The 17,156-nt window shown below is 73.9% G+C and carries 19 protein-coding genes and 2 pseudogenes; 7 read left to right on the top strand and 14 right to left on the bottom strand.

Annotated elements, in window-relative coordinates; all coding sequences use genetic code 11:
- The 3 genes from DEH69_RS24545 (at position 1) to DEH69_RS24535 (ending at position 2,804) form a co-directional block, all read left to right on the top strand.
- Complete coding sequence (locus DEH69_RS24545; protein WP_258534931.1) at positions 1 to 825, top strand: iron-sulfur cluster assembly protein; 825 nt, start codon at positions 1 to 3, stop codon at positions 823 to 825.
- Positions 822 to 1,847: an NAD(P)-dependent alcohol dehydrogenase gene (locus DEH69_RS24540; RefSeq protein WP_113689155.1), complete on the top strand. Its 1,026-nt coding sequence runs from the start codon at positions 822 to 824 to the stop codon at positions 1,845 to 1,847. The genes DEH69_RS24545 and DEH69_RS24540 overlap by 4 nt, the downstream gene beginning before the upstream one ends.
- Before the next feature lie 153 nt (positions 1,848 to 2,000).
- The gene (locus tag DEH69_RS24535; protein WP_113689154.1) at positions 2,001 to 2,804 is read left to right on the top strand and encodes a hypothetical protein; all 804 of its coding nucleotides are present in this window, start codon (positions 2,001 to 2,003) and stop codon (positions 2,802 to 2,804) included.
- Here DEH69_RS24535 and DEH69_RS24530 read toward each other — a convergent pair.
- From DEH69_RS24530 to DEH69_RS24520, 3 genes and pseudogenes are all read right to left on the bottom strand, one after another.
- Positions 2,729 to 3,108: pseudogene (locus DEH69_RS24530) on the bottom strand (ArsR/SmtB family transcription factor). The gene DEH69_RS24535 and the pseudogene DEH69_RS24530 sit on opposite strands and share 76 nt — an antisense overlap.
- A gap of 96 nt (positions 3,109 to 3,204) precedes the next feature.
- Complete coding sequence (locus tag DEH69_RS24525; RefSeq protein ID WP_113689152.1) at positions 3,205 to 3,975, bottom strand: APH(3'') family aminoglycoside O-phosphotransferase; 771 nt, start codon at positions 3,973 to 3,975, stop codon at positions 3,205 to 3,207.
- Positions 3,976 to 3,992: 17 nt separating this feature from the next.
- Positions 3,993 to 4,370, bottom strand: a complete 378-nt coding sequence (locus tag DEH69_RS24520) for a VOC family protein (RefSeq protein WP_113689151.1) — start codon at positions 4,368 to 4,370, stop codon at positions 3,993 to 3,995.
- A gap of 130 nt (positions 4,371 to 4,500) precedes the next feature.
- On the opposite strand from DEH69_RS24520, the pseudogene DEH69_RS24515 reads away from it, so the two are divergent.
- Positions 4,501 to 4,674, top strand: a pseudogene (locus DEH69_RS24515) (GntR family transcriptional regulator); the annotation flags it as partial.
- 137 nt (positions 4,675 to 4,811) lie between these two features.
- Here DEH69_RS24515 and DEH69_RS24510 read toward each other — a convergent pair.
- Positions 4,812 to 5,210, bottom strand: a complete 399-nt coding sequence (locus DEH69_RS24510; RefSeq protein ID WP_258534930.1) for a nitroreductase family deazaflavin-dependent oxidoreductase — start codon at positions 5,208 to 5,210, stop codon at positions 4,812 to 4,814.
- Positions 5,211 to 5,356: 146 nt separating this feature from the next.
- On the bottom strand, positions 5,357 to 5,851 hold the full coding sequence (locus DEH69_RS24505) for a hemerythrin domain-containing protein (RefSeq protein ID WP_181727589.1): 495 nt from the start codon (positions 5,849 to 5,851) through the stop codon (positions 5,357 to 5,359).
- A gap of 178 nt (positions 5,852 to 6,029) precedes the next feature.
- Here DEH69_RS24505 and DEH69_RS24500 point away from each other — a divergent pair, with 178 nt between their 5' ends.
- The gene (locus DEH69_RS24500) at positions 6,030 to 6,236 is read left to right on the top strand and encodes a hypothetical protein (RefSeq protein WP_147255827.1); all 207 of its coding nucleotides are present in this window, start codon (positions 6,030 to 6,032) and stop codon (positions 6,234 to 6,236) included.
- 3 nt (positions 6,237 to 6,239) lie between these two features.
- On the opposite strand, the gene DEH69_RS24495 is transcribed toward DEH69_RS24500, so the two are convergent.
- Complete coding sequence (locus DEH69_RS24495) at positions 6,240 to 6,770, bottom strand: flavoprotein (protein WP_113689147.1); 531 nt, start codon at positions 6,768 to 6,770, stop codon at positions 6,240 to 6,242.
- Between the two features lie 76 nt (positions 6,771 to 6,846).
- Here DEH69_RS24495 and DEH69_RS24490 point away from each other — a divergent pair, with 76 nt between their 5' ends.
- Positions 6,847 to 7,827, top strand: coding sequence for a DUF4037 domain-containing protein (locus DEH69_RS24490; protein ID WP_220131336.1), 981 nt, complete (start codon positions 6,847 to 6,849; stop codon positions 7,825 to 7,827).
- Positions 7,828 to 8,075: 248 nt separating this feature from the next.
- On the opposite strand, the gene DEH69_RS24485 is transcribed toward DEH69_RS24490, so the two are convergent.
- Complete coding sequence (locus tag DEH69_RS24485; protein ID WP_113689146.1) at positions 8,076 to 8,762, bottom strand: transglycosylase SLT domain-containing protein; 687 nt, start codon at positions 8,760 to 8,762, stop codon at positions 8,076 to 8,078.
- Between the two features lie 359 nt (positions 8,763 to 9,121).
- On the opposite strand from DEH69_RS24485, the gene DEH69_RS24480 reads away from it, so the two are divergent.
- On the top strand, positions 9,122 to 9,931 hold the full coding sequence (locus tag DEH69_RS24480; RefSeq protein WP_113689145.1) for a tyrosine-protein phosphatase: 810 nt from the start codon (positions 9,122 to 9,124) through the stop codon (positions 9,929 to 9,931).
- Between the two features lie 56 nt (positions 9,932 to 9,987).
- On the opposite strand, the gene DEH69_RS24475 is transcribed toward DEH69_RS24480, so the two are convergent.
- The 7 genes from DEH69_RS24475 to DEH69_RS24445 all read right to left on the bottom strand — a co-directional run bounded on the left by DEH69_RS24475 (position 9,988) and on the right by DEH69_RS24445 (position 17,155).
- The gene (locus DEH69_RS24475; protein WP_258534929.1) at positions 9,988 to 11,049 is read right to left on the bottom strand and encodes a polyprenyl synthetase family protein; all 1,062 of its coding nucleotides are present in this window, start codon (positions 11,047 to 11,049) and stop codon (positions 9,988 to 9,990) included.
- A complete protein-coding gene (gene hpnE, locus DEH69_RS24470; protein ID WP_258534928.1) occupies positions 11,046 to 12,521 on the bottom strand; it encodes a hydroxysqualene dehydroxylase HpnE in 1,476 nt (491 codons plus the stop codon). Before hpnE ends, DEH69_RS24475 begins: the two co-directional genes overlap by 4 nt.
- Positions 12,518 to 13,450: a presqualene diphosphate synthase HpnD gene (gene hpnD, locus DEH69_RS24465; protein ID WP_258534927.1), complete on the bottom strand. Its 933-nt coding sequence runs from the start codon at positions 13,448 to 13,450 to the stop codon at positions 12,518 to 12,520. Before hpnD ends, hpnE begins: the two co-directional genes overlap by 4 nt.
- 11 nt (positions 13,451 to 13,461) lie before the next feature.
- Positions 13,462 to 14,373: a squalene synthase HpnC gene (hpnC, locus tag DEH69_RS24460; protein ID WP_113689324.1), complete on the bottom strand. Its 912-nt coding sequence runs from the start codon at positions 14,371 to 14,373 to the stop codon at positions 13,462 to 13,464.
- A gap of 126 nt (positions 14,374 to 14,499) precedes the next feature.
- Complete coding sequence (locus DEH69_RS24455) at positions 14,500 to 15,294, bottom strand: ABC transporter ATP-binding protein (protein WP_113689142.1); 795 nt, start codon at positions 15,292 to 15,294, stop codon at positions 14,500 to 14,502.
- Positions 15,287 to 16,201: an ABC transporter permease gene (locus DEH69_RS24450; RefSeq protein ID WP_113689141.1), complete on the bottom strand. Its 915-nt coding sequence runs from the start codon at positions 16,199 to 16,201 to the stop codon at positions 15,287 to 15,289. The genes DEH69_RS24455 and DEH69_RS24450 overlap by 8 nt, the downstream gene beginning before the upstream one ends.
- Positions 16,202 to 16,282: 81 nt before the next feature.
- Positions 16,283 to 17,155: a glycosyltransferase family 2 protein gene (locus DEH69_RS24445; RefSeq protein WP_113689323.1), complete on the bottom strand. Its 873-nt coding sequence runs from the start codon at positions 17,153 to 17,155 to the stop codon at positions 16,283 to 16,285.
- Between the last annotated feature and the right edge of the window lies 1 nt (position 17,156).

Here is a 17,156-nt window from a genome sequence, read left to right as displayed (position 1 = left end):
ATGCCCGTCGGCTCGATGGAACGCGGGGCGCTGGAACGTGCCGCGCGCGCGGCGCTCGACGGCGTTCTCGACCCGGAGCTCGACGAGCCGATCACCGACCTCGGCTTCGTCCGCTCCCTCGAAGTGACCGCCGATGGCGCGCTGACCGTGCGGCTCCGGCTCCCGACGTCGTTCTGTTCGCCGAACTTCGCGTATCTGATGGCGTCCGACGCCAAGGACGCGCTGGCGGCGCTCCCCGGCGCCCGCGATGTCGTGGTGCTGCTCGATGACCACCACGACTCCGAGCTGATCAACCACGGCCTGGCCGCGGACGCGGGCTATCGCGGGACGTTCGGCGACGAGGCGGGCCAGGACCTCGACGCGCTGCGCCTGACCTTCCGCCGCAAGGCGCACGCCGCGGCGATGGAACGCGCGCTGGCCGCCCTGCTCAGGGAGAACCCCGACCTGACCGAGGCGGGACTCCACGGCGTCACCCTGGCCGACCTCCCCGGCACTCCGGCGACGCGCGCGCTTCTGCGGCGGCGCCGGGCCCTCGGGCTGAGCACCGCCCCGGAGGCCGAGGTGCTTGTGGACGACAGCGGGCTGCCGTATCCGGAGCGGGAGATTCCCCTCCGCCTGCGCTTCGCCCGTTCGGTCAGGATCTCGATCGACGGCAACGCGCACTTCTGCCGCGGTCTGCTGCGCACCCGCTACCCCGAGTCCGCCGCGGACCAGTCGCCCCGCGCCCAGGACGCCGATCCCGCCGTCCCTGCGGGCCCCACCGACTCCACCGCCCCCACCGGCCCTTCGAAGCCCCGCACGACAGCAGAGGTGAAACCCGCATGAAGGCAGTCCAGGTCGTCGGCTACGGCGAGCCGCTCCGGATGACGGACGTGGCCGCCCCCGAGGTCACCGGCCCGTACGACGTGATCGTCAGGATCGGCGGGGCGGGCGTGTGCCGTACCGACATCCACATCCTCGAGGGGCAGTGGGCCGAGAAGTCGGGGGTGGCACTGCCCTACACGATCGGGCACGAGAACGCGGGCTGGGTGCACGCCGTCGGCGATGCCGTCACCCATGTCGCCGAGGGCGACAAGGTGATCGTGCATCCCCTGATCACCTGCGGTCTGTGCCGGGCCTGCCGGTTCGGTGACGATGTGCACTGCGAGCAGTCCCTCTTCCCCGGCATCGACACCGCCGGCGGCTACGCGGAGTACCTGAGGACGTCGGCCCGCAGCGTCGTCAGGATCGACGACTCCCTCGAACCCGCCGACGTGGCCGCGCTCGCCGACGCCGGTCTGACCGCGTACCACGCCGCCGCGAAGGCCGCGAGGAACCTCAGGCCCGGCGACCGGTGCGTCGTGATCGGCGCGGGCGGGCTCGGGCACATCGGCGTCCAGGTGCTCAGGGCGATCACGGCCGCCGAGCTCGTCGTGGTCGACCGCAACCCCGACGCGGTCAAGCTCGCCGTCTCCATCGGAGCCGACCACGGTGTCGTCGCCGACGGCGGCCACGTCGACGCGGTGCGCGAGCTGACCGGTGGCCAGGGGGCCGAGGCGGTCATCGACTTCGTCGGCGAGGGCGGCGCGACCAGGGACGGCGTGGGCATGCTGCGCCGCGCGGGCGAGTACCACGTGGTCGGCTACGGGGAGAACATCGACGTCCCGACCATCGACATCATCTCCGCCGAGATCAACTTCATCGGCAACCTCGTCGGCTCCTACAACGACCTGTGCGAGCTGATGGTCCTGGCCGCGCGGGGACGCGTGCGCCTGCACACCACGACCTACCCGCTCGACCGCTTCCAGGACGCCCTGGACGACCTCGACGCGGGCCGCATCCGCGGGCGCGCGATCCTCGTCCCCTGAGCGGAGCCCGGTCCACGGGCGCCCAACGGGCCCGCGCCGACTCCGAGTTGGCATGTCACGATCCTGCGACAGAAGTGGTCGCGAGTCCGCCATGAGGCGACGAGGTGAGGCGCGCGGCCCCCCTGGGCGAGCGAGGGCGAGGCCGGGGCCGTCGTGCTGCGGCGGCTGCTGCTGCACCGGCTCGCCGCGCGGGGGCCGGGCCACCCGGCGGACTGGGCGGCCGGGCACGGGCGACTGCGCGGCTTCTGCGCCGAACGCCACGACAAGGCCGGGGAGTCGTACCACCGGCTGGCGATGGACGACCTGGCCGGAGTGGCGTCCGAGCTGGCCGCGCTGCTGCCGACGATGGCGGTACAGGACGGGCTCGACCTGGTGCACAGCACGGCACAGGCGCCCCTCGGCCCCGGGGAGCGGCAGCTCATGGACCCCTACGCTCTGTTCCACGCCTGCGTGGACGAGGCGCGGACCGCATCGCTCGACGACAGGGCGACGCATGTGGTGAACCTCCTCGTGGCGCTGCGGATCGTCGGCGACCCGCTGTGCGGCGTCTCACGGGAGTTCCTCTACTCCCAGATCATCGCCACGTTGAACCGCCTGGACCTCCGGTCGTCCGACGGCCTGGTGGCGGTGCAGCGGACCGTCTCCGTTTACGGCGAGGAGAAGCAGTGGCGGGCATCGCGCGACGATGTCCGGGGACAGAGCCCTGCCTCTTCCACCGCGGCCGTGGTCCCCAGCTTCAAGAACCCGCCGCGCCACGGGACCAGGCAGCGCCTGGTGTCCGCGGGCACCGGCGGCGGGGTTCAGGGGACGGCGACGGGCGAGGCGGCGGGCTCGGCGGCGCGGCGGGCGGCGGGCGGCGGGCGGCGGTGCCTGGACGACGCTCATGCCTCAGCCCCGGCGGCCCGCGGCCGCGGCACGGCCGCCAGCCCCTCCAACGCCTCGGGCAGCACGCGGTAGTAGACCCAGGTCCCGCGCCGCTCGCCGTCGATCAGCCCGGCCTGGCGCAGCCGCTTCAGATGGTGCGAGATCGTCGGCTGGGACACGTCGAACGCGGGCGTCAGCTCGCACACGCACACCTCGCCGCCCTGCCGCGAGGCGATCAGCGACAGCAGCCGCAGCCGCAGCCGCACCGGATCGCCCAGCGCCTTGAACACCTTCGCCAGCTCCCCCGCCCGGTCCTCGCCGAGCGGCGCTGCGGACAACCCGGGCGGCACGAGCCGTCCACGCCCTGACCGAGCACCACGAACTCCTGTTTCGACATGACTCTGTATTGATGACTTTCGATCCACCGCGCAAGCCGCGTCCATGGACCCACGACCGGCGCCTTGAGGCCCAGCGGGCGGTGCCGACGTCCCGTTCAGCCCCAGGTGAGCGGGTCCAGGTGCAGGTAGAAGCGCTGGCGTTCGGAGTCGAGCGCGGTGCCGCGGCGGCGGGCGAACGCCTCGTCCGCCGCTCTCGCCCGGTCCGCGTCGGGCCAGGTCTCGCGCGCGTTGGCGAGCAGGAGCGCGATGTCCGCGTACGGGTCGGCCCTGCCGAGGCGGCCCAGGTCGATGAAGCCCGCCACCTCACGGGTCTCGGGGTCGAGGACGATGTTCGGCAGGCACAGGTCCCCATGGCACACGACGGCCTCGGCGGCCTCCTGGGCCAGGCGGCGTTCGAGCTGGGGGGCGAGGCGGGCAAGCAGCGCGTCGGGGGGCGTGTGCCGCTGCTCCTCGGGGAGGAAGTCGGGGTTGACCGCGCCCCGCGCGACGACGTCGCGCGCCAGGGCGAACATCCCGGCGAGGCCGCGGCCGAACGGGCAGCGCCGCACGGGCAGTTCGTGCAGGCGACGCACGGCGTCCGCGATCGGCTCCCACGCCGCCCACAGCTCGGGCGCCGTGAGGCGGTCGGCGGGGACGCCCTCGACCGCGCTGGTCACCAGGCGGGCGCCCGCGGCGTCGGCGTGCCAGTCGAGGACGCGCGGCGCGGGGATCCCCTGGGCGCCGAGCCAGCCGACGCGGTCACGCTCCGCCTCAAGCGCGGGCGTTGCCTCGGCGGGAACGCACTTGGCATAGCGCGAGCCGTCGGCCGAGCGCAGGACGCGGGCCCCCGACTCCCCCGCCGCCACAGGCTCCCATTCCGCACGCATGGCCGTCGGCACTCAGCTCAGGCGGGCAGGCGGGCCCGCAGAAGGCAGAATTCGTTGCCCTCGGGGTCGGCCAGGCAGTGCCAGGACTCCTCGCCGGTCTGGCCGACGTCGGCGGGGCGGGCCCCGAGCGCCAGCAGGCGTTCGAGCTCGGCGTCCTGGTCGCGGTCGGTGACGTTGACGTCGATGTGCAGCGGCAGCTTGCCGGACCTGGGCTCGGTCGAGGGGCTGAAGACCAGGGTCGGCTGCAACCCGCCGAAGCCCTCCCTCGGGCCGATCTCCACCGCGCCATCGTCCTCGGTGCCGAGCACGACGAAGTCGAGCACCTGGCACCAGAACGCCGCCAGCCGCCGAGGGTCGCGGCAGTCGATCACGAGCTCGGAAATGCGACAGGCCATGACCGGCACTCTAAGGGGCGGCGCCCGCGCGCGGCCAACCGTTTGAACGGTCGGGCGGTCGGGCGGTCGGGCGGTCGGGCGGTTGAACGGTCGGGCGGGGGTGACGGAGGGCGCTGCTAAGCCCCCTCACATGCCCGCCCCGCCTTCGTCACCGCAGGGCCGCGCCGTTCCTTCGTCCCAGCGAGGACTGCTCACCGAGCGCATCGCACGCCAGCCCGGGCACGAGATCAGGTCAGGGGAGATCGCGGTCGGGACGAAGCTGCCGTCCGAGCGCGAGCTGGCCGCGCAGTTCCGCGCGCCTCGACCAGCGCCCGCTGCCCGCCGTGGAGGACTGGGACAGCGCCGCCTATCTGCGGCACGTTCCGCGCGTGGTGGAGGCGGTGCGCGCGGAGTTCGGGCCCCCGCGCCCTCCGCGCCGCCGCGCTCCCCGGGGCGGCGGTCTCAGCCGGGGCGCCGTTCGACGATGACGACGGGCAGCGTGCGGCGGGTCATCGACTGGTAGTCGGCGAACGCCTCGACCTCGGCGGCGGCCCGCGCGAAGAGGCGGTCGCGCTCCCGGCTCCCGGTGGGGACGAGGCGCCCGAGGGCGGCGTAGGTCTCCTGGCCCGTCTCCACCGTCATCCTCGGGTCCTTGATGAGGTTGTGATACCAGGCGGGGTCGGTGTCGGCGCCGCCGTTGCTGCCGATGATCAGGAGGTTCCCGTCGTCCAGCCGGAACGACAGGGTGGGCACGGTGCGGGGCCGCCCGCTCCTGGCGCCCACGGTCGTGATGAGGATGAGCGGGGCGCCCTCGAACGGCGGTCCCACCCTGCCGCCGTTCTCGCGGAACTGCCTGATCACCGGGAGGTTGTAGGCGCCGGGGGCGTCTTCGGCCGGGCTGGTGGGCGCGGGGTCGAACGGCGGGGTCTGCTGGGGGTCTGCTGGGGGGTCTGTTCGGGGGGCATGGGCGTTTCCTCTGCTCGGTGGGGCAGCTCGATGGGGCGCGGTCAGCGGGGCGTGGCCGGGCGGGGCACGCCGAGCGTGGGCAGCAGGTGCTCCTCCTCGTAGGCGAAGTGGGCTTCGAGCCCGTCGACGGTGCGCTCCAACTCCTCGCGCACCCGCGGCAGATCGCCTCCCTCCTCCGATTCGAGGAGCGCCGTGAGCCGGTCGAGCGCCGCGTACACGCGCTGGTGCTCCGCGCGCAACCGCTCGATGACAGGGGCGAGTTCGGGGAAGCGGCGCTCGAAGACCGCGAACGCGCCGTTCTCCTTGGAGTGGTGGTGATGCAGCCCCGCGCAGTAGGTGAGGCAGCGCAGCCGCAGCTGGTCGGGGAGCGCGAGGCTCGCGCGGGCGGCGCGCGGGTCGGGCGGGCTTGCGCCCCCGTCCGCGAGGGCGGCCCTGATCCCGGCGAGCTGGGCCCGTAGCTCACGGTGGCCCGCGAGCAGCTGCTCCCCCGCGGCCCGGGCGGCGATGCGCTCACCGGCTTCCTGACCGGCTTCCATGGACAGCCCCTTCATCTTTGCTTTCAAAGCAAACCTAGATGCAGGGTAACGAGCCCCGCCGCCCCGCGTCAATCGCGGACGCCGGGCAGGAGCGCCCCTTGACCGGCCCGCCGATGCCACCCCGCGCCACCACGGCGACCTCGACGCGCCGATCCCGCGGGTGTGGTACCTGTCGGGGATGGACGACGCAGGGGAGGCCGAGTGCCCCGGGCCGCATCGGCAGTGTCAGGCATGCGGGGGGCAGACGATCGAGTTCCGCGAGACGCTGTACGTCCCGCGCGCCGGGCGGCCCATGGGTCTGGCGGCGCCGCACGCCTGCTGGCACTGCCGGGGCAGCGGCCACGTGTGCGAGGCCGAACGCCGCTGCTCGCCGCCGCGCGACTGACGCTCACACCCCCGCGGCGCGCAGCGCCAGGTGCCACGGGTAGGCGTCGGGGCTCGCCTGGCCCGGGGGCAGCGGGACAAAGCCGTCGGGCGCGCCGAGGAGCACGCGCACGCCCGCGTCGCGCAGCGTGGCGACCGAGCGGCCGAACTGCGGATGCGTGGCGTAGGCGGCGTTCACGCACGGCATCACCAGCAGCGGCCAGCGCTTCCCGATGGCCTCGCACGCGTAGGCCGCGACCCACGAGGGGGTGAGGCCGAGGGCGATGGTGTTGACGGTGTTCAGGGTCGCGGGCACCACGGCGGCCACGGTCGCCGGGGGCCAGTCGTCGGCCGCGCCGGGCGTGCGGTGACCGACGCGGACGGGGCGGCCTGTCAGCTCGGCGAGCTCGGGCAGCCGGTCGCCGAACCACGACGCGGCCGTCGGCGTCAGCCCGACGCACACCTCCCAGCCACGCTCCGTGGCGGCCCGCACCGCGCGGCCGACGTCGAGCACGGGAGGGGCCGCGCTGCCGAGGAGGTAGAGCACCTGAGCCATGCCGCCATCCCACCACACGCGCCGGGCCCGCCGCGGCGGAGAAGCGGTTGCGGCCGTTTCCGGCGTGGTTCTTAGCATGGAGGGCGTGAACGGCCGTGATCTTGCTGGGGAGTTCTACGCGCGCGAGGTGAGGCCGCTGCTCGGGGACGTCCCGCACGCGGCGGCCCTGCTCGGCGACGGCTCCGAGGTGCTGGGGTTCGACGACGGGGTGTCCCCCGACCACGACTTCGGCCCGCGGGTGCAGGTGCTCGTCGGCTCGCCGGGGGACGCGGACGCGGCGCGGGCGGCGCTTGGCGCGCTGCCCGAGGCGTTCGAGGGGTTCCGCGTGCGGTTCGCCGGGGGCGATCACGCGGTCGAGGTGGCCACGGCCCCCGCGTTCTTCACCGCGCGGCTCGGCGTCGACCCCGCGGCGGGGATGGGGCTGGCGGACTGGCTGCTCACGCCCACCCAGCGGCTTGCCACGATGGTCGAGGGGCCGGTGTTCCACGATCCCGCGGGTGAGCTGGCGCGGCGGCGCGCGGCGCTGCGCTGGTATCCGGCGGATGTGTGGCGCTATGTGCTGGCGGCGGCGTGGCTGCGGGTGTCGCAGGAGGAGGCGTTCATCGGGCGCGCCGGGAGCCGCGGCGACGAGCTCGGCAGCGCGGTGGTGGCGGCGCGCGTGGCGCGCGACCTGGTGCGGCTCGCGTTCCTGGTCGAACGCCGCTGGGCGCCGTACGGCAAGTGGCTAGGGACGGCGTTCGCGCGCCTGCCGCTGGCCCCGCGCGTGGGGCCGCACCTGGACGCGGCGCTACGGGCGGGGGCCTGGCGCGAACGGGAGGCCGCGGTGTGCCGGGCCGCGAGCGAGCTGGCCGCGGCGACAAACCGCCTCGGCCTCGCCGAGGAGTTGGACCCTGGGCCGCGGCGCTTCCACGCGCGCGATATCAGGGTGCTCGCCGGGGAGCGGTTCACCGAGGCGCTGGTGGCCCGGATCACGGATCCCGGGGTGGGGGCGCTGGTGGACCGGCTGGGGCGGCGGGCCGACGGCTCGGTGGGGCGGCTGCCGGGGGCGATCGACTAGGCGGTGGACACCGTGGACGTGCTGACCCACCCGGGGCGCTGCCGGGCCGCGGCCCCGATGCTCGGCCTGTGAACGCCGCGCGGCCCCCGCGAGAGCGCGCCCAAGCGCGGGCCTGACGCGCCCAAGCGCGGGAGGCACGGGAACGCGCCCCTGGCGTGGGCCCGGGGCGCGAGGGCGGCATCGGAGGGATCGGGGCGGACGAGGGCGGACCGGGGTGGACCGGGGTGGACCGGGGTGGATGGCGCCGGTCAGTACGCGCTGTCGACGTTGTCCATCGAGCCATAGCGGTCGGCCGCGTAGTTGCAGGCCGCCACGATGTTGGCCACCGGGTCGTACAGGTCCTTCTCCGTGCCCTTGACGTGGTAGGCGTCGAAGGTCGGGTCGATGACCTGGAGCAGGCCCTTGGAGGGGATGCCGTTCTGGGCGTTGACGTCCCACGTGTTGATCGCGTTCGGGTCACCGCTCGACTCGCGCATCACGTTCCGGTGGATGCCGTCGTAGCTGCCGGGGATGTCGTTCTTGTCCATGATGGACAGGGCCTCGCGGATCCAGCCGTCGAGGTTGTTCTCGTAGGTCTCGGGCTTGGCGTCGCCCTTGCTTTCACCCTTGCTTTCGGGCTTGTCGGCCGCGGGCTTGTCGGGCGCGCGCTGACCCGGCGCGCCCTGATCGGGCGCCCTGGGCGTGCCGGTCCGGCTGTCGGCGCTGAACGCGGCCGGGGCGGCGGTGGCGGAGGCCACGCGCTCGGCGGTCGCGGGGGCGGCCGAGGCGTCGCCGGGGACGAGCGAGACGGCCACCGCGGCGGCACCGGCGGTGGCGATACCGGCGAGCGAGACCTTGCGGGCGTTGAGGGGACCGCGGGCCTTGAGGGGACCGCGGGCCTTGAGGGAACTGCGGGCCTTAAGGGAATTAGGGACACCGAAACGATGCGCGGACATGAACGCCCACCTCTCAAAAGTGGTCTGATAACACAATGTGCTGACATTTGCCATGTGTAGTCGCTGGCGAGCGGGGGCACAAGGGCGTGATCTACGGCCCCGCGCCGTAGCCCACGCCCCCCGGCGCGACCACTCGCCACGGGGCCCGACGGGGGCGCGGACGCCCCTCCTATCGCCCCTCGTATGTGGCGCGCGTCACGTGCCGGGCGTCACACCCGAGCGCGCGGACGGTCGACGGAATCGCGCCAACTGCCTGCGGAGCGTCATGGGTTGCCGCCCGTCGAGGCGGCCGGTCATGTCATAGGGTCGGCCTCGGGCCGGTACGCGGATGTCCGGCGCCCCTGTGGGAAGGAGAGCCCGTGACGGAGCGGCGGACCGATGAACCCTCACTGACCGGAGTGCGGAACTTCCGCGACCTGGGCGGGCTGCCCACCGCGGACGGGCGCACGGTGCGCGGCGGGCTGCTGTTCCGCAGCGGCCATCTGGCGCACGCGACGGCCGAGGACCGCGCGTTCATCGAAGGGCTCGGGCTGCGCACCGTCTTCGACTTCAGGAACGCCGCCGACGAGGCCCTCGAGGGCCCCGATGTCGTCATCGCGGGCGCGCGCCACATCAGCCTGCCGCTCACCGAGCCCGACGACGGCGCGGCGTTCTGGGCGCTGGTGCGCGAGGGCAGCGTCGTGGAGCTGCGCGCCGAGCTGACCGACGGGCGGGGCGAGGCCCGGATGGTCGCGATGTACCGGACGATGGTCCGGGCCAGGACCGCCGAGCACGGGCGGGTACTGAAGATCCTCAGCCGCGACGGGCTGCCCGCGCTGCTGCACTGCTCGGCGGGCAAGGACAGGGCAGGGCTGACCATCGCCGTGGTGCTGCTCGCGCTCGGCGTGTCACGTGAGGTGATCCTGGCCGACTACCTGGAGTCCAACGCCCCCCACCGCCGCTACCCCGTGCGGCGCGGCCCCGGCGCCGATGGCTGGGACGCGGGGGTCGCCGACGAGATCACGCGGCTGCTCGCGCCGGCGTTCGACGCGAGGGCGGAATACCTCCAGGCGGCGTTCGACCACATCGACGAGGGCTGGGGCGGCACCCAGGCGTATCTCGCCGACGCCCTTGGCCTGACCCGTGAGGACCGCGCGCGGCTGAGCGACCGGCTGCTCGTGGACTCCTGAGTCGCCGCGACGGCCGGTGGCCGCCCGAGGCCGCTCCCGGGCGGCCGACGCGCCGCCTACCTCTGGCGGATCACCACGAAGTCGGCGAGCGCGGTCAGGCGTTCGCGGACCTCGGTCGGCATGGGGACGCGGCCGAGGGCGGCCACCGCCACGTCGTACTGGCGCCTGGCCTCGGCCTCGGTCCAGGACCGGCCGCCCGCCTCCTCGATCAACGCGGCCCTGACGGCGAACTCCGCCTCGTCGAATTCCTCGAACTCCTGCTGCGACTTCTTGGTGTCGGCCGTCATCAGGGCCGTAAGGCGCTCGGCCGCGCTCCCCTCGGCGCCGAGCGCGGCCACCACGGGCAGCGACTTCTTGCGCTGCCGCAGATCGCTCCACGCCAGCTTGCCGGTCGACCGCGGGTCGCCCCAGATGCCGAGCAGGTCGTCCACCGCCTGGAACGCCAGGCCCAGGTGCTGGCCATAGGTCTCGAGCGCGTCGGCGAGCGCGTCGTCCGCGTCCCCGAGAACCGCGCCGATGGAGGCGGCACACGCGAGCAGGGCGCCCGTCTTGTTGCCCTCCATCTCCAGGCACTCATCGACGCCGACCCGCTCCCTGTGCTCGAACGCGATGTCCTGCGCCTGCCCGTCCACGAGCCTGCGGCTGGCCACCGCGAGCCGGCGCGCGGCGTCCCCCGCCCGCCGCGAACCCGCCCCCAGAAGCAGCTCGTTGGCCAGCGCGAACAGCGCGTCGCCCACCAGGATCGCCTGGGCGGGTCCGTGCACCTTCCACACGGTGTCGCGGTGCCTGCGCTGCTCGTCGCCGTCCATCAGGTCGTCGTGGAGCAGGGAGAAGTTGTGCACCAGCTCGACGGCGACCGCCCCCGGCACCCCCACCTCGGCCTGAACGCCCGCCGCCTCGGCCGAGAGCAGCGCGAGCGCGGGTCTGATCGCCTTGCCGCTGCCGCTGTCCGAGGGCCGCCCCTCGGCGTCGATCCAGCCGAAGTGGTAGGCCGCCACCGTGTTCATCGGCGGGGCGAGCAGCCCGACGGCGTCCCTGAGCGCCGGGGCGGTCAGCGCCCGGCAGCGGTCGAGCAGCGCGGGAACGCCACCGTCGGGGGGATTGTCTGCCTGGTTCACACGCTCTCTCCTCCATCCGTTCCGTGGGACCCGGCCGTTCCGTGGGACCCGGCCGTCGCGTGGGACCCGGGCCCTCTGTGGGGCCAGGCCGCCCCGCCCGCGACCGCCCGAGCCGCGGCGAGGCCGCTGCGCACCGCGCCCTCCATCGTGGCGGGCCACCCGGTCGCGGTCCACGCGCCGGCCAGGTACACGCCGGGGAGGCGCGTGCGGGTCTCCGGCCGCAGCCGCCCGACGCCCGGCGCGGGCGCGAACGTCGCCGTGCGCTCCCGGGTGACGAAGAAGTCGCGCACCCGCGCGCCCGCCGCCCGCGGCAGCAGCCTGGCCAGCTCCGGCAGATACCGCTCGCGCAGCGCGTCCACCGGCCGGTCGATCTCGTCGTGAGCCGCCGACTGGGACAGTGCCAGATACTGCCCGGGAGGGCTCCCGGGAGCGCCGACGAGCCGCGCGGGGCCCGTGCGGTCGAAGATCCACTGCACGGGGCCGCCGAGCGCCGCGACGAACGGAACGCGCATCACCTGGCGGTCGTAGACCACATGGACGTTGAGGATGGGCGCGGTGCCGATGCCGAGCAGCCGGTCGGGATCGTCGAGCGCCCCCGGGGGCAGCAGCCCGTGCGCCGCGTCGTGCGGCACGGCGAGCACGACCGATTCGGCGGCCAGCGCGCGCCGTTCGCCCCGTGCCGCGACGTCGACGAGCCACCCGCCGCCCTCGCCGCGGCGCAGCGCGCGGGCCTTGGTGGCGAGCAGGGTGGTGACCCCGGAGCGGTCGAGGGCGGCGCGGGCGTGCGTGTCGTGCAGCTCGCCCAGCGGAACGCGCGGGATGCCGAGGTCGGCGGCGCCAGGGGCCGTCAGCAGGCCCGTGCGGAACACCATGGCGGCCAGCGCGAGCGAGACGTCGCCCGCCCTGGCGTTGAGGGTGGCGACGCCGATGAGGTCCCACAGGGCGGCGATGGCGCGCTCGCTCTGGCCCCTGGCGCGCAGCCAGCCGCCGAAGTCCTGGCCGTCGAGCGCGGGGTCGGCGGGGTCGAGGTGGCGCAGCGCGAGCGTGGCGCGGGCCGCGGCGGCGCGCTCGCCCGGCGACAGATGGGGGTAACGGGCCAGGCTGGCCGCCAGGTGCAGGGGCGCGGGCAGCCCGTTGCGGCGGATCCGGCCCGCCCGGCCGCGCCCCGCGTCCAGCACGGGGACGTCGAGTCGGCGTTGCAGCGGGGCCAGCGCCGTGGCGCCGAGGCGGCGCAGAAAGCCCGCGTAGGCGGTGCAGCAGCGCAGATACACGTGCTGGCCGTTGTCCACGGTCAGCTCGCCCACCGGGGAGTCGCGGCGGAAGGAGAACGCCAGGCCGCCGAGCCTGGGCCTGGCCTCGATCAGGGTGACGCGGGCGCCGCGGTCGGCGAGCGCGAGGGCGGCGGTCGTCCCGGCGAGGCCGCCCCCCACGACCACCGTGCGGGCCCCTGCGCCCCCGGCGCTCGCGCTCAAGGGCCCGGCCGCCGCGCCGCGGCCCTGCGGGCCTCGATGCCGGTCAGGCCCCGGACGGCGACCAGCACCTTCTGGGTGCCGGGCAGGCTCACCCGCCCGCGCAGCACGGCCACGGGGTTGGCCGCGATGCGGTCGAGCAGGCGGTGGTAGATGCCCGCCATGGCGGACACGCAGGCGCCAGAGCGGCGGTCGAGCAGCGGCAGCAGCCGCAGCCCCTCCGCGAACAGCTCGCGCGCCCGCCGCTCCTCGAAGCGCACCAAGCCGTCGAAGTCGGCCAGCGCGCCCGGCGTGACGATGCCGGTGTTCTCGGGGCAGCCGAACTTCCGCAGGTCCTCGGCTGGCAGATACACCCGGCCGCCCTCGGCGTCCTCGCGGATGTCGCGGAGGATGTTGATCAACTGGAGCGCGAGGCCGAGCGTGTTGGCGAACGAGGGGGCGCGATCGGCGTCGGGCACGCCGGGGCGCACGCCGAAGACGCCGAGCGTGAGCCGCCCGATCGCGCCCGCGACGCAGCGGCAGTAGTCCCGCAGCTCGTCCCATGTCTCGTACGTCCGGCCCTCCACATCCATCAGAACGCCGTCGATCAGCTCGTCAAGCCCTTCGAACGGGATGGGGTAGCGGCGGACGGCGTCGGCCAGGGCGACGGCCACCGGGTCGGTGTCGTCCTCGTCGACCGCGCCGTCACGCACCCGCCCCACCAGCGCCCTCGCCTCGGCCAGCCTGGCCGTCTTGACGTCGGGCGGCAGCCCGCCGTCGCCGATGTCATCGACGCGCCTGGCGAACGCGTACAGCGCGGACAGCGCCCGCCGCTTGGGCGCGGGGACCAGCCGCGCGCCATAGCTGAAGTTCTTGGCGTGCTGACCGGCGACGACCACGCAGTAGTGGTAGGCGGCGACCACGGAGGGGGACGGGGCTGTGCTGGTACTCACGGGCTCGAAGCTCACGATCCTCTGCGCAGTGTGGTGGCCATCGCGCGGAGCAGTCCGCTCCGTGACGCGGTGGGCGGCCCCGCCAGCACGTCGTACCGGGCGTCGGCGATGGCCTGGGCCGCCGCCCTGCCGCCGCCGATGAACCCGGCGAGCAGCAGCCGCAGCCGCCCGGACACGCCGGACATCAGGGGCGCGCCCTCGTCGAGCAGCCTACGTGCCCGATCGTTGAGCCAGGCCACCAGGGTGCGCACGGACGCGTTGGCGGTCGGCGCGGCCAGGTCGTCCTCGGTGACGCGGAAGCGGGCCATCGCGTCGGCCGGGAGGTAGATCCGGTCCCTGCGCAGGTCCTCGGCGACGTCCTGGAGGTGCTCGATGAGCTGGAGCGCGGTGCACACGGCGTCGGAGCGGCGCGCGCGCTCGGGGCTCGCGGTGCCGGTGACGGCCAGGACGAGACGCCCCACGGGGTTGGCCGAGAGCTCGCAGTAGCCGAGCAGCTCGTCAGAGGTGGCGTAGCGGCGCTTGCGCTGGTCGAGGCGGTTGGCCTCGATGAGGTCCTGGAACGGCGCGGGCGTGAGGCCGCCCCTGCGCACCGCGGGGATCAGCCCGCGCATCAGGGGGTGGCTGGGCGGCGTGGAGCCGCGGGCGGAGGCGAACACGCGGTGGAGGTCGGCCTCCAGGGCGTCGAGCAGGACCAGCCGGTCTTCGGCGCTCGGGTCGCCGGGGGCGATGCCGAGCAGGGCGGCGTCGGCGCCGCCGGGGGCCAGATCGCCGTCGCCGATGTCGTCGACGAGGCGGGCGAAGCCGTAGACGGCCATCAGGTCGTCGCGCCAGGCGCGGGGCAGGAAGCGGGGGGCCACGGGGAAGTTCTCGTGGGCGGCCTTGGCGAGCACGGCCTCGGAGGCGGGCGGGGCCGCGCCGGTCAGCACGGGCGGCCCGCGGTGGTGTTTGCCGTCATGGTCACCCTGCCACCCTATAGTCGGACAACTCCCGCCCCGGATCGGCCACCTCGCGGCCGACCGCTTCCCCGGGGCGGGCACATCCGCCGCGGCCTACTTGCCGGTCTCCTCCTCGTACGCCTTGAGGACCTGCTCGGTGGGCCCGTCCATGACCAACTCGCCCTTCTCCAGCCACAGCACGCGGTCGCAGGTGTCCCTGATCGACTTGTTGTTGTGGGAGACGAGGAAGACGGTGCCCGCCTCGGCGCGCAGCTCGCGGATCCTGGCCTCGGAGCGCTTCTGGAACTTCTTGTCGCCCGTGGCCAGCGCCTCGTCGATCATCAGGACGTCGTGGTCCTTGGCGACGGCGATCGAGAACCTGAGCCTGGCGCCCATGCCCGACGAGTAGGTGCGCATCGGGAGGCTTATGAAGTCGCCCTTCTCGTTGATGCCCGAGAAGTCGACGATGCTCTGGTAGCGCTGCTTGATCTGCTCGCGGGTCATGCCCATGGCCAGGCCGCCGAGTATGACGTTGCGCTCGCCCGTGAGGTCGTTCATCAGCGCGGCGTTGACGCCCAGGAGCGAGGGCTGGCCGTCGGTGTAGACCCGGCCGCGCTCGGCGGGCAGCAGCCCCGCGATGGCGCGCAGCAGCGTGGACTTGCCCGAGCCGTTGGTGCCGATGAGGCCGATCGCCTCGCCGTGGTAGGCGACGAAGCTGACGCCGCGCACGGCGTGCACCTCGCGGACCCGGCCGCTGGGCTGGCGGCGGATCATGCGGCGCAGGGCCGCGGTCGCGGCGCCGCGCCCGCCGCCGCCGTGCACGCGGTAGACGATGTGGAGGTCGTCGGCGATGACCGTCGGGATGCGTCCGTCGTCCACGACGACGGCGGGATTGTTGCGCTCAGCCACGGCCGTACCGCTCCTCCGCCTTCCAGAAGTACAGGAACCCGCCGATCCCCACGACCAGGGCCCAGCCCAGAGCGTACAGCCCCGTCGCGGCCGGGATCGTGTCGCGGTAGTCGCCGTCGATCAGCGCGTAACGCACCAGGTCCATGTAGACCGCGGCGGGGTTGGCGGCGAGCACGTCGGCGGTCCAACTCGGCCAGTTCGCCCGCGTCTCGACCATGTGGCGCAGCGGGAACATCACGCCCGACGCGTACATCCACGTGCGCAGGATGAACGGCATGAGCTGCGCCAGGTCGGGCGTGCTGCTGCCCAGGCGGGCCATGATCATGGCGAGCCCGGCGTTGAAGACGAACTGGAGCGCGAGCACGGGCACCACGAGGAGCCACGCGAACGACGGCATGTGCCCGAAGGACACCGTGATGACCAGCAGGATGACCATCGAGAAGAGCAGCTGCTGGAGCTGCTGGAGGGAGAACGAGATCGGCAGCGACGCCCTGGGGAAGTGCAGCGCCCGCACCAGCCCGAGGTTGCCCGAGATCGACTTCACGCCCGCGAGCACCGACGCCTGGGTGAAGGTGAAGACAAAGACCCCGGTCACCAGGAACGGGATGTACTCGCTGTTGTCCATGCCCCCGCGCCCCTGGAGCAGGATGCCGAAGATCAGGAAGTAGACCAGCGCGTTCAGCAGGGGGGTGGCCACCTGCCACAGCTGGCCGAGTTTGGCCTGGCTGTACTGCGCGGTCAGCTTCGCCTGGGAGAAGGCGACTATGAAGTGCCTGCGCCCCCACAACTGCCGCACATACTGCGGCAGGGAAGGCCGGGCACCACTGACGGACAGACCGTGACGGGCCGCGAGCTCGGCCAGCGGAACATCACGGGGGGGCGCACTGTCGTGCGTGGTCTCACTCACCTTGAACTCTCGTCCTCACAGGGCACAAGCGGGAAGTTGCCGCTACGCGGCGGCATCTGGATCGTCTCAGACCCGAGCTTGTCAGATGACAGGAGGTCGCCCCAGCCGGGTCAGGCGCCACACCGTACGCCACCTCATGGGTCTGCGGGGACCGCACGGCGTCCGCCAGCCCTCGACGAAGCCCCCGAACCACGCCCGCAGCGCCGCCCGCGACGGCCTGCGCAGCACGGTCAGCAGCAGCCAGTCCAGCAGATAGACGGGGATGAGGGGCAGCGGCAGGTTGCGGCGTGCCAGCCACACCCGGTTTCTCGCCACCATGCGGTGGTAGACGGCGTGCCGGGACGGCGCGGTGGCCGGGTGGTGCAGCACGAGGTCGGCCCGGTAGTCGATGCTCCAGCCCGCGTCCAGGGCGCGCCAGGCGAGGTCGGTCTCCTCGTGGGCGTAGAAGAAGTTGTCCGGAAGTCCCCCCACCTGCTTGAAGACCTGGGTGCGCACGGCGTTGGCGCCGCCGAGGAACGTCGTCACGCGCGAGGAGCGCAACGGGTCGGACGCGCGCAGCCTGGGCACGTGGCGGCGCTGTGTGGAGCCGTCCTGGGGGTCGCTGATGCGGAAGCTGACGATGCCGAGCTGGGGGTCGGCGTCGAAGGCCGCGCGGACCAGCTCGGCCGTGCCGGTGTCGGGCAGCAGCCCGTCGTCGTCGAGGAACAGCAGGACGTCGACGTCGCCGCCCGCGGGGCCGAACGCCTCGATGCCGACGTTGCGGCCGCCGGGGATGCCGAGGTTGTGCGGCAGTTCGAGGCTGCGGACGCCGGGCGGGAGATCGGGCAGGGAGGCGCCGTTGCCCACGACGACGACCTCGATCGGCGCGCCTTCCTGCGCGGCCACGGAGCGCAGCAGCGCCCGCAGTTCGTCGGGCCGGTCACCCATGGTGAGGATGACCGCTCCCACTCGCAGC

It is taken from the genome of Streptomyces sp. PT12, from assembly GCF_003311645.1.
Lineage (GTDB): Bacteria > Actinomycetota > Actinomycetes > Streptomycetales > Streptomycetaceae > Streptomyces.
Note: the sequence above shows the minus strand (reverse complement) of the source record. Positions and strands in the feature narration are given on the sequence as shown.

Coding starts and splice junctions, on each gene's coding strand:
- DEH69_RS24545 (WP_258534931.1), top strand. CDS start 1: ATGCCCGTCGGCTCGATGGAACGCGGGGCGCTGGAACGTGCCGCGCGC.
- DEH69_RS24500 (WP_147255827.1), top strand. CDS start 6,030: ATGGACGACGCAGGGGAGGCCGAGTGCCCCGGGCCGCATCGGCAGTGT.
- DEH69_RS24520 (WP_113689151.1), bottom strand. CDS start 4,370: ATGGCCTGTCGCATTTCCGAGCTCGTGATCGACTGCCGCGACCCTCGG.
- DEH69_RS24485 (WP_113689146.1), bottom strand. CDS start 8,762: ATGTCCGCGCATCGTTTCGGTGTCCCTAATTCCCTTAAGGCCCGCAGT.
- DEH69_RS24490 (WP_220131336.1), top strand. CDS start 6,847: ATGGAGGGCGTGAACGGCCGTGATCTTGCTGGGGAGTTCTACGCGCGC.
- DEH69_RS24540 (WP_113689155.1), top strand. CDS start 822: ATGAAGGCAGTCCAGGTCGTCGGCTACGGCGAGCCGCTCCGGATGACG.
- DEH69_RS24525 (WP_113689152.1), bottom strand. CDS start 3,975: ATGCGTGCGGAATGGGAGCCTGTGGCGGCGGGGGAGTCGGGGGCCCGC.
- DEH69_RS24505 (WP_181727589.1), bottom strand. CDS start 5,851: ATGGAAGCCGGTCAGGAAGCCGGTGAGCGCATCGCCGCCCGGGCCGCG.
- DEH69_RS24495 (WP_113689147.1), bottom strand. CDS start 6,770: ATGGCTCAGGTGCTCTACCTCCTCGGCAGCGCGGCCCCTCCCGTGCTC.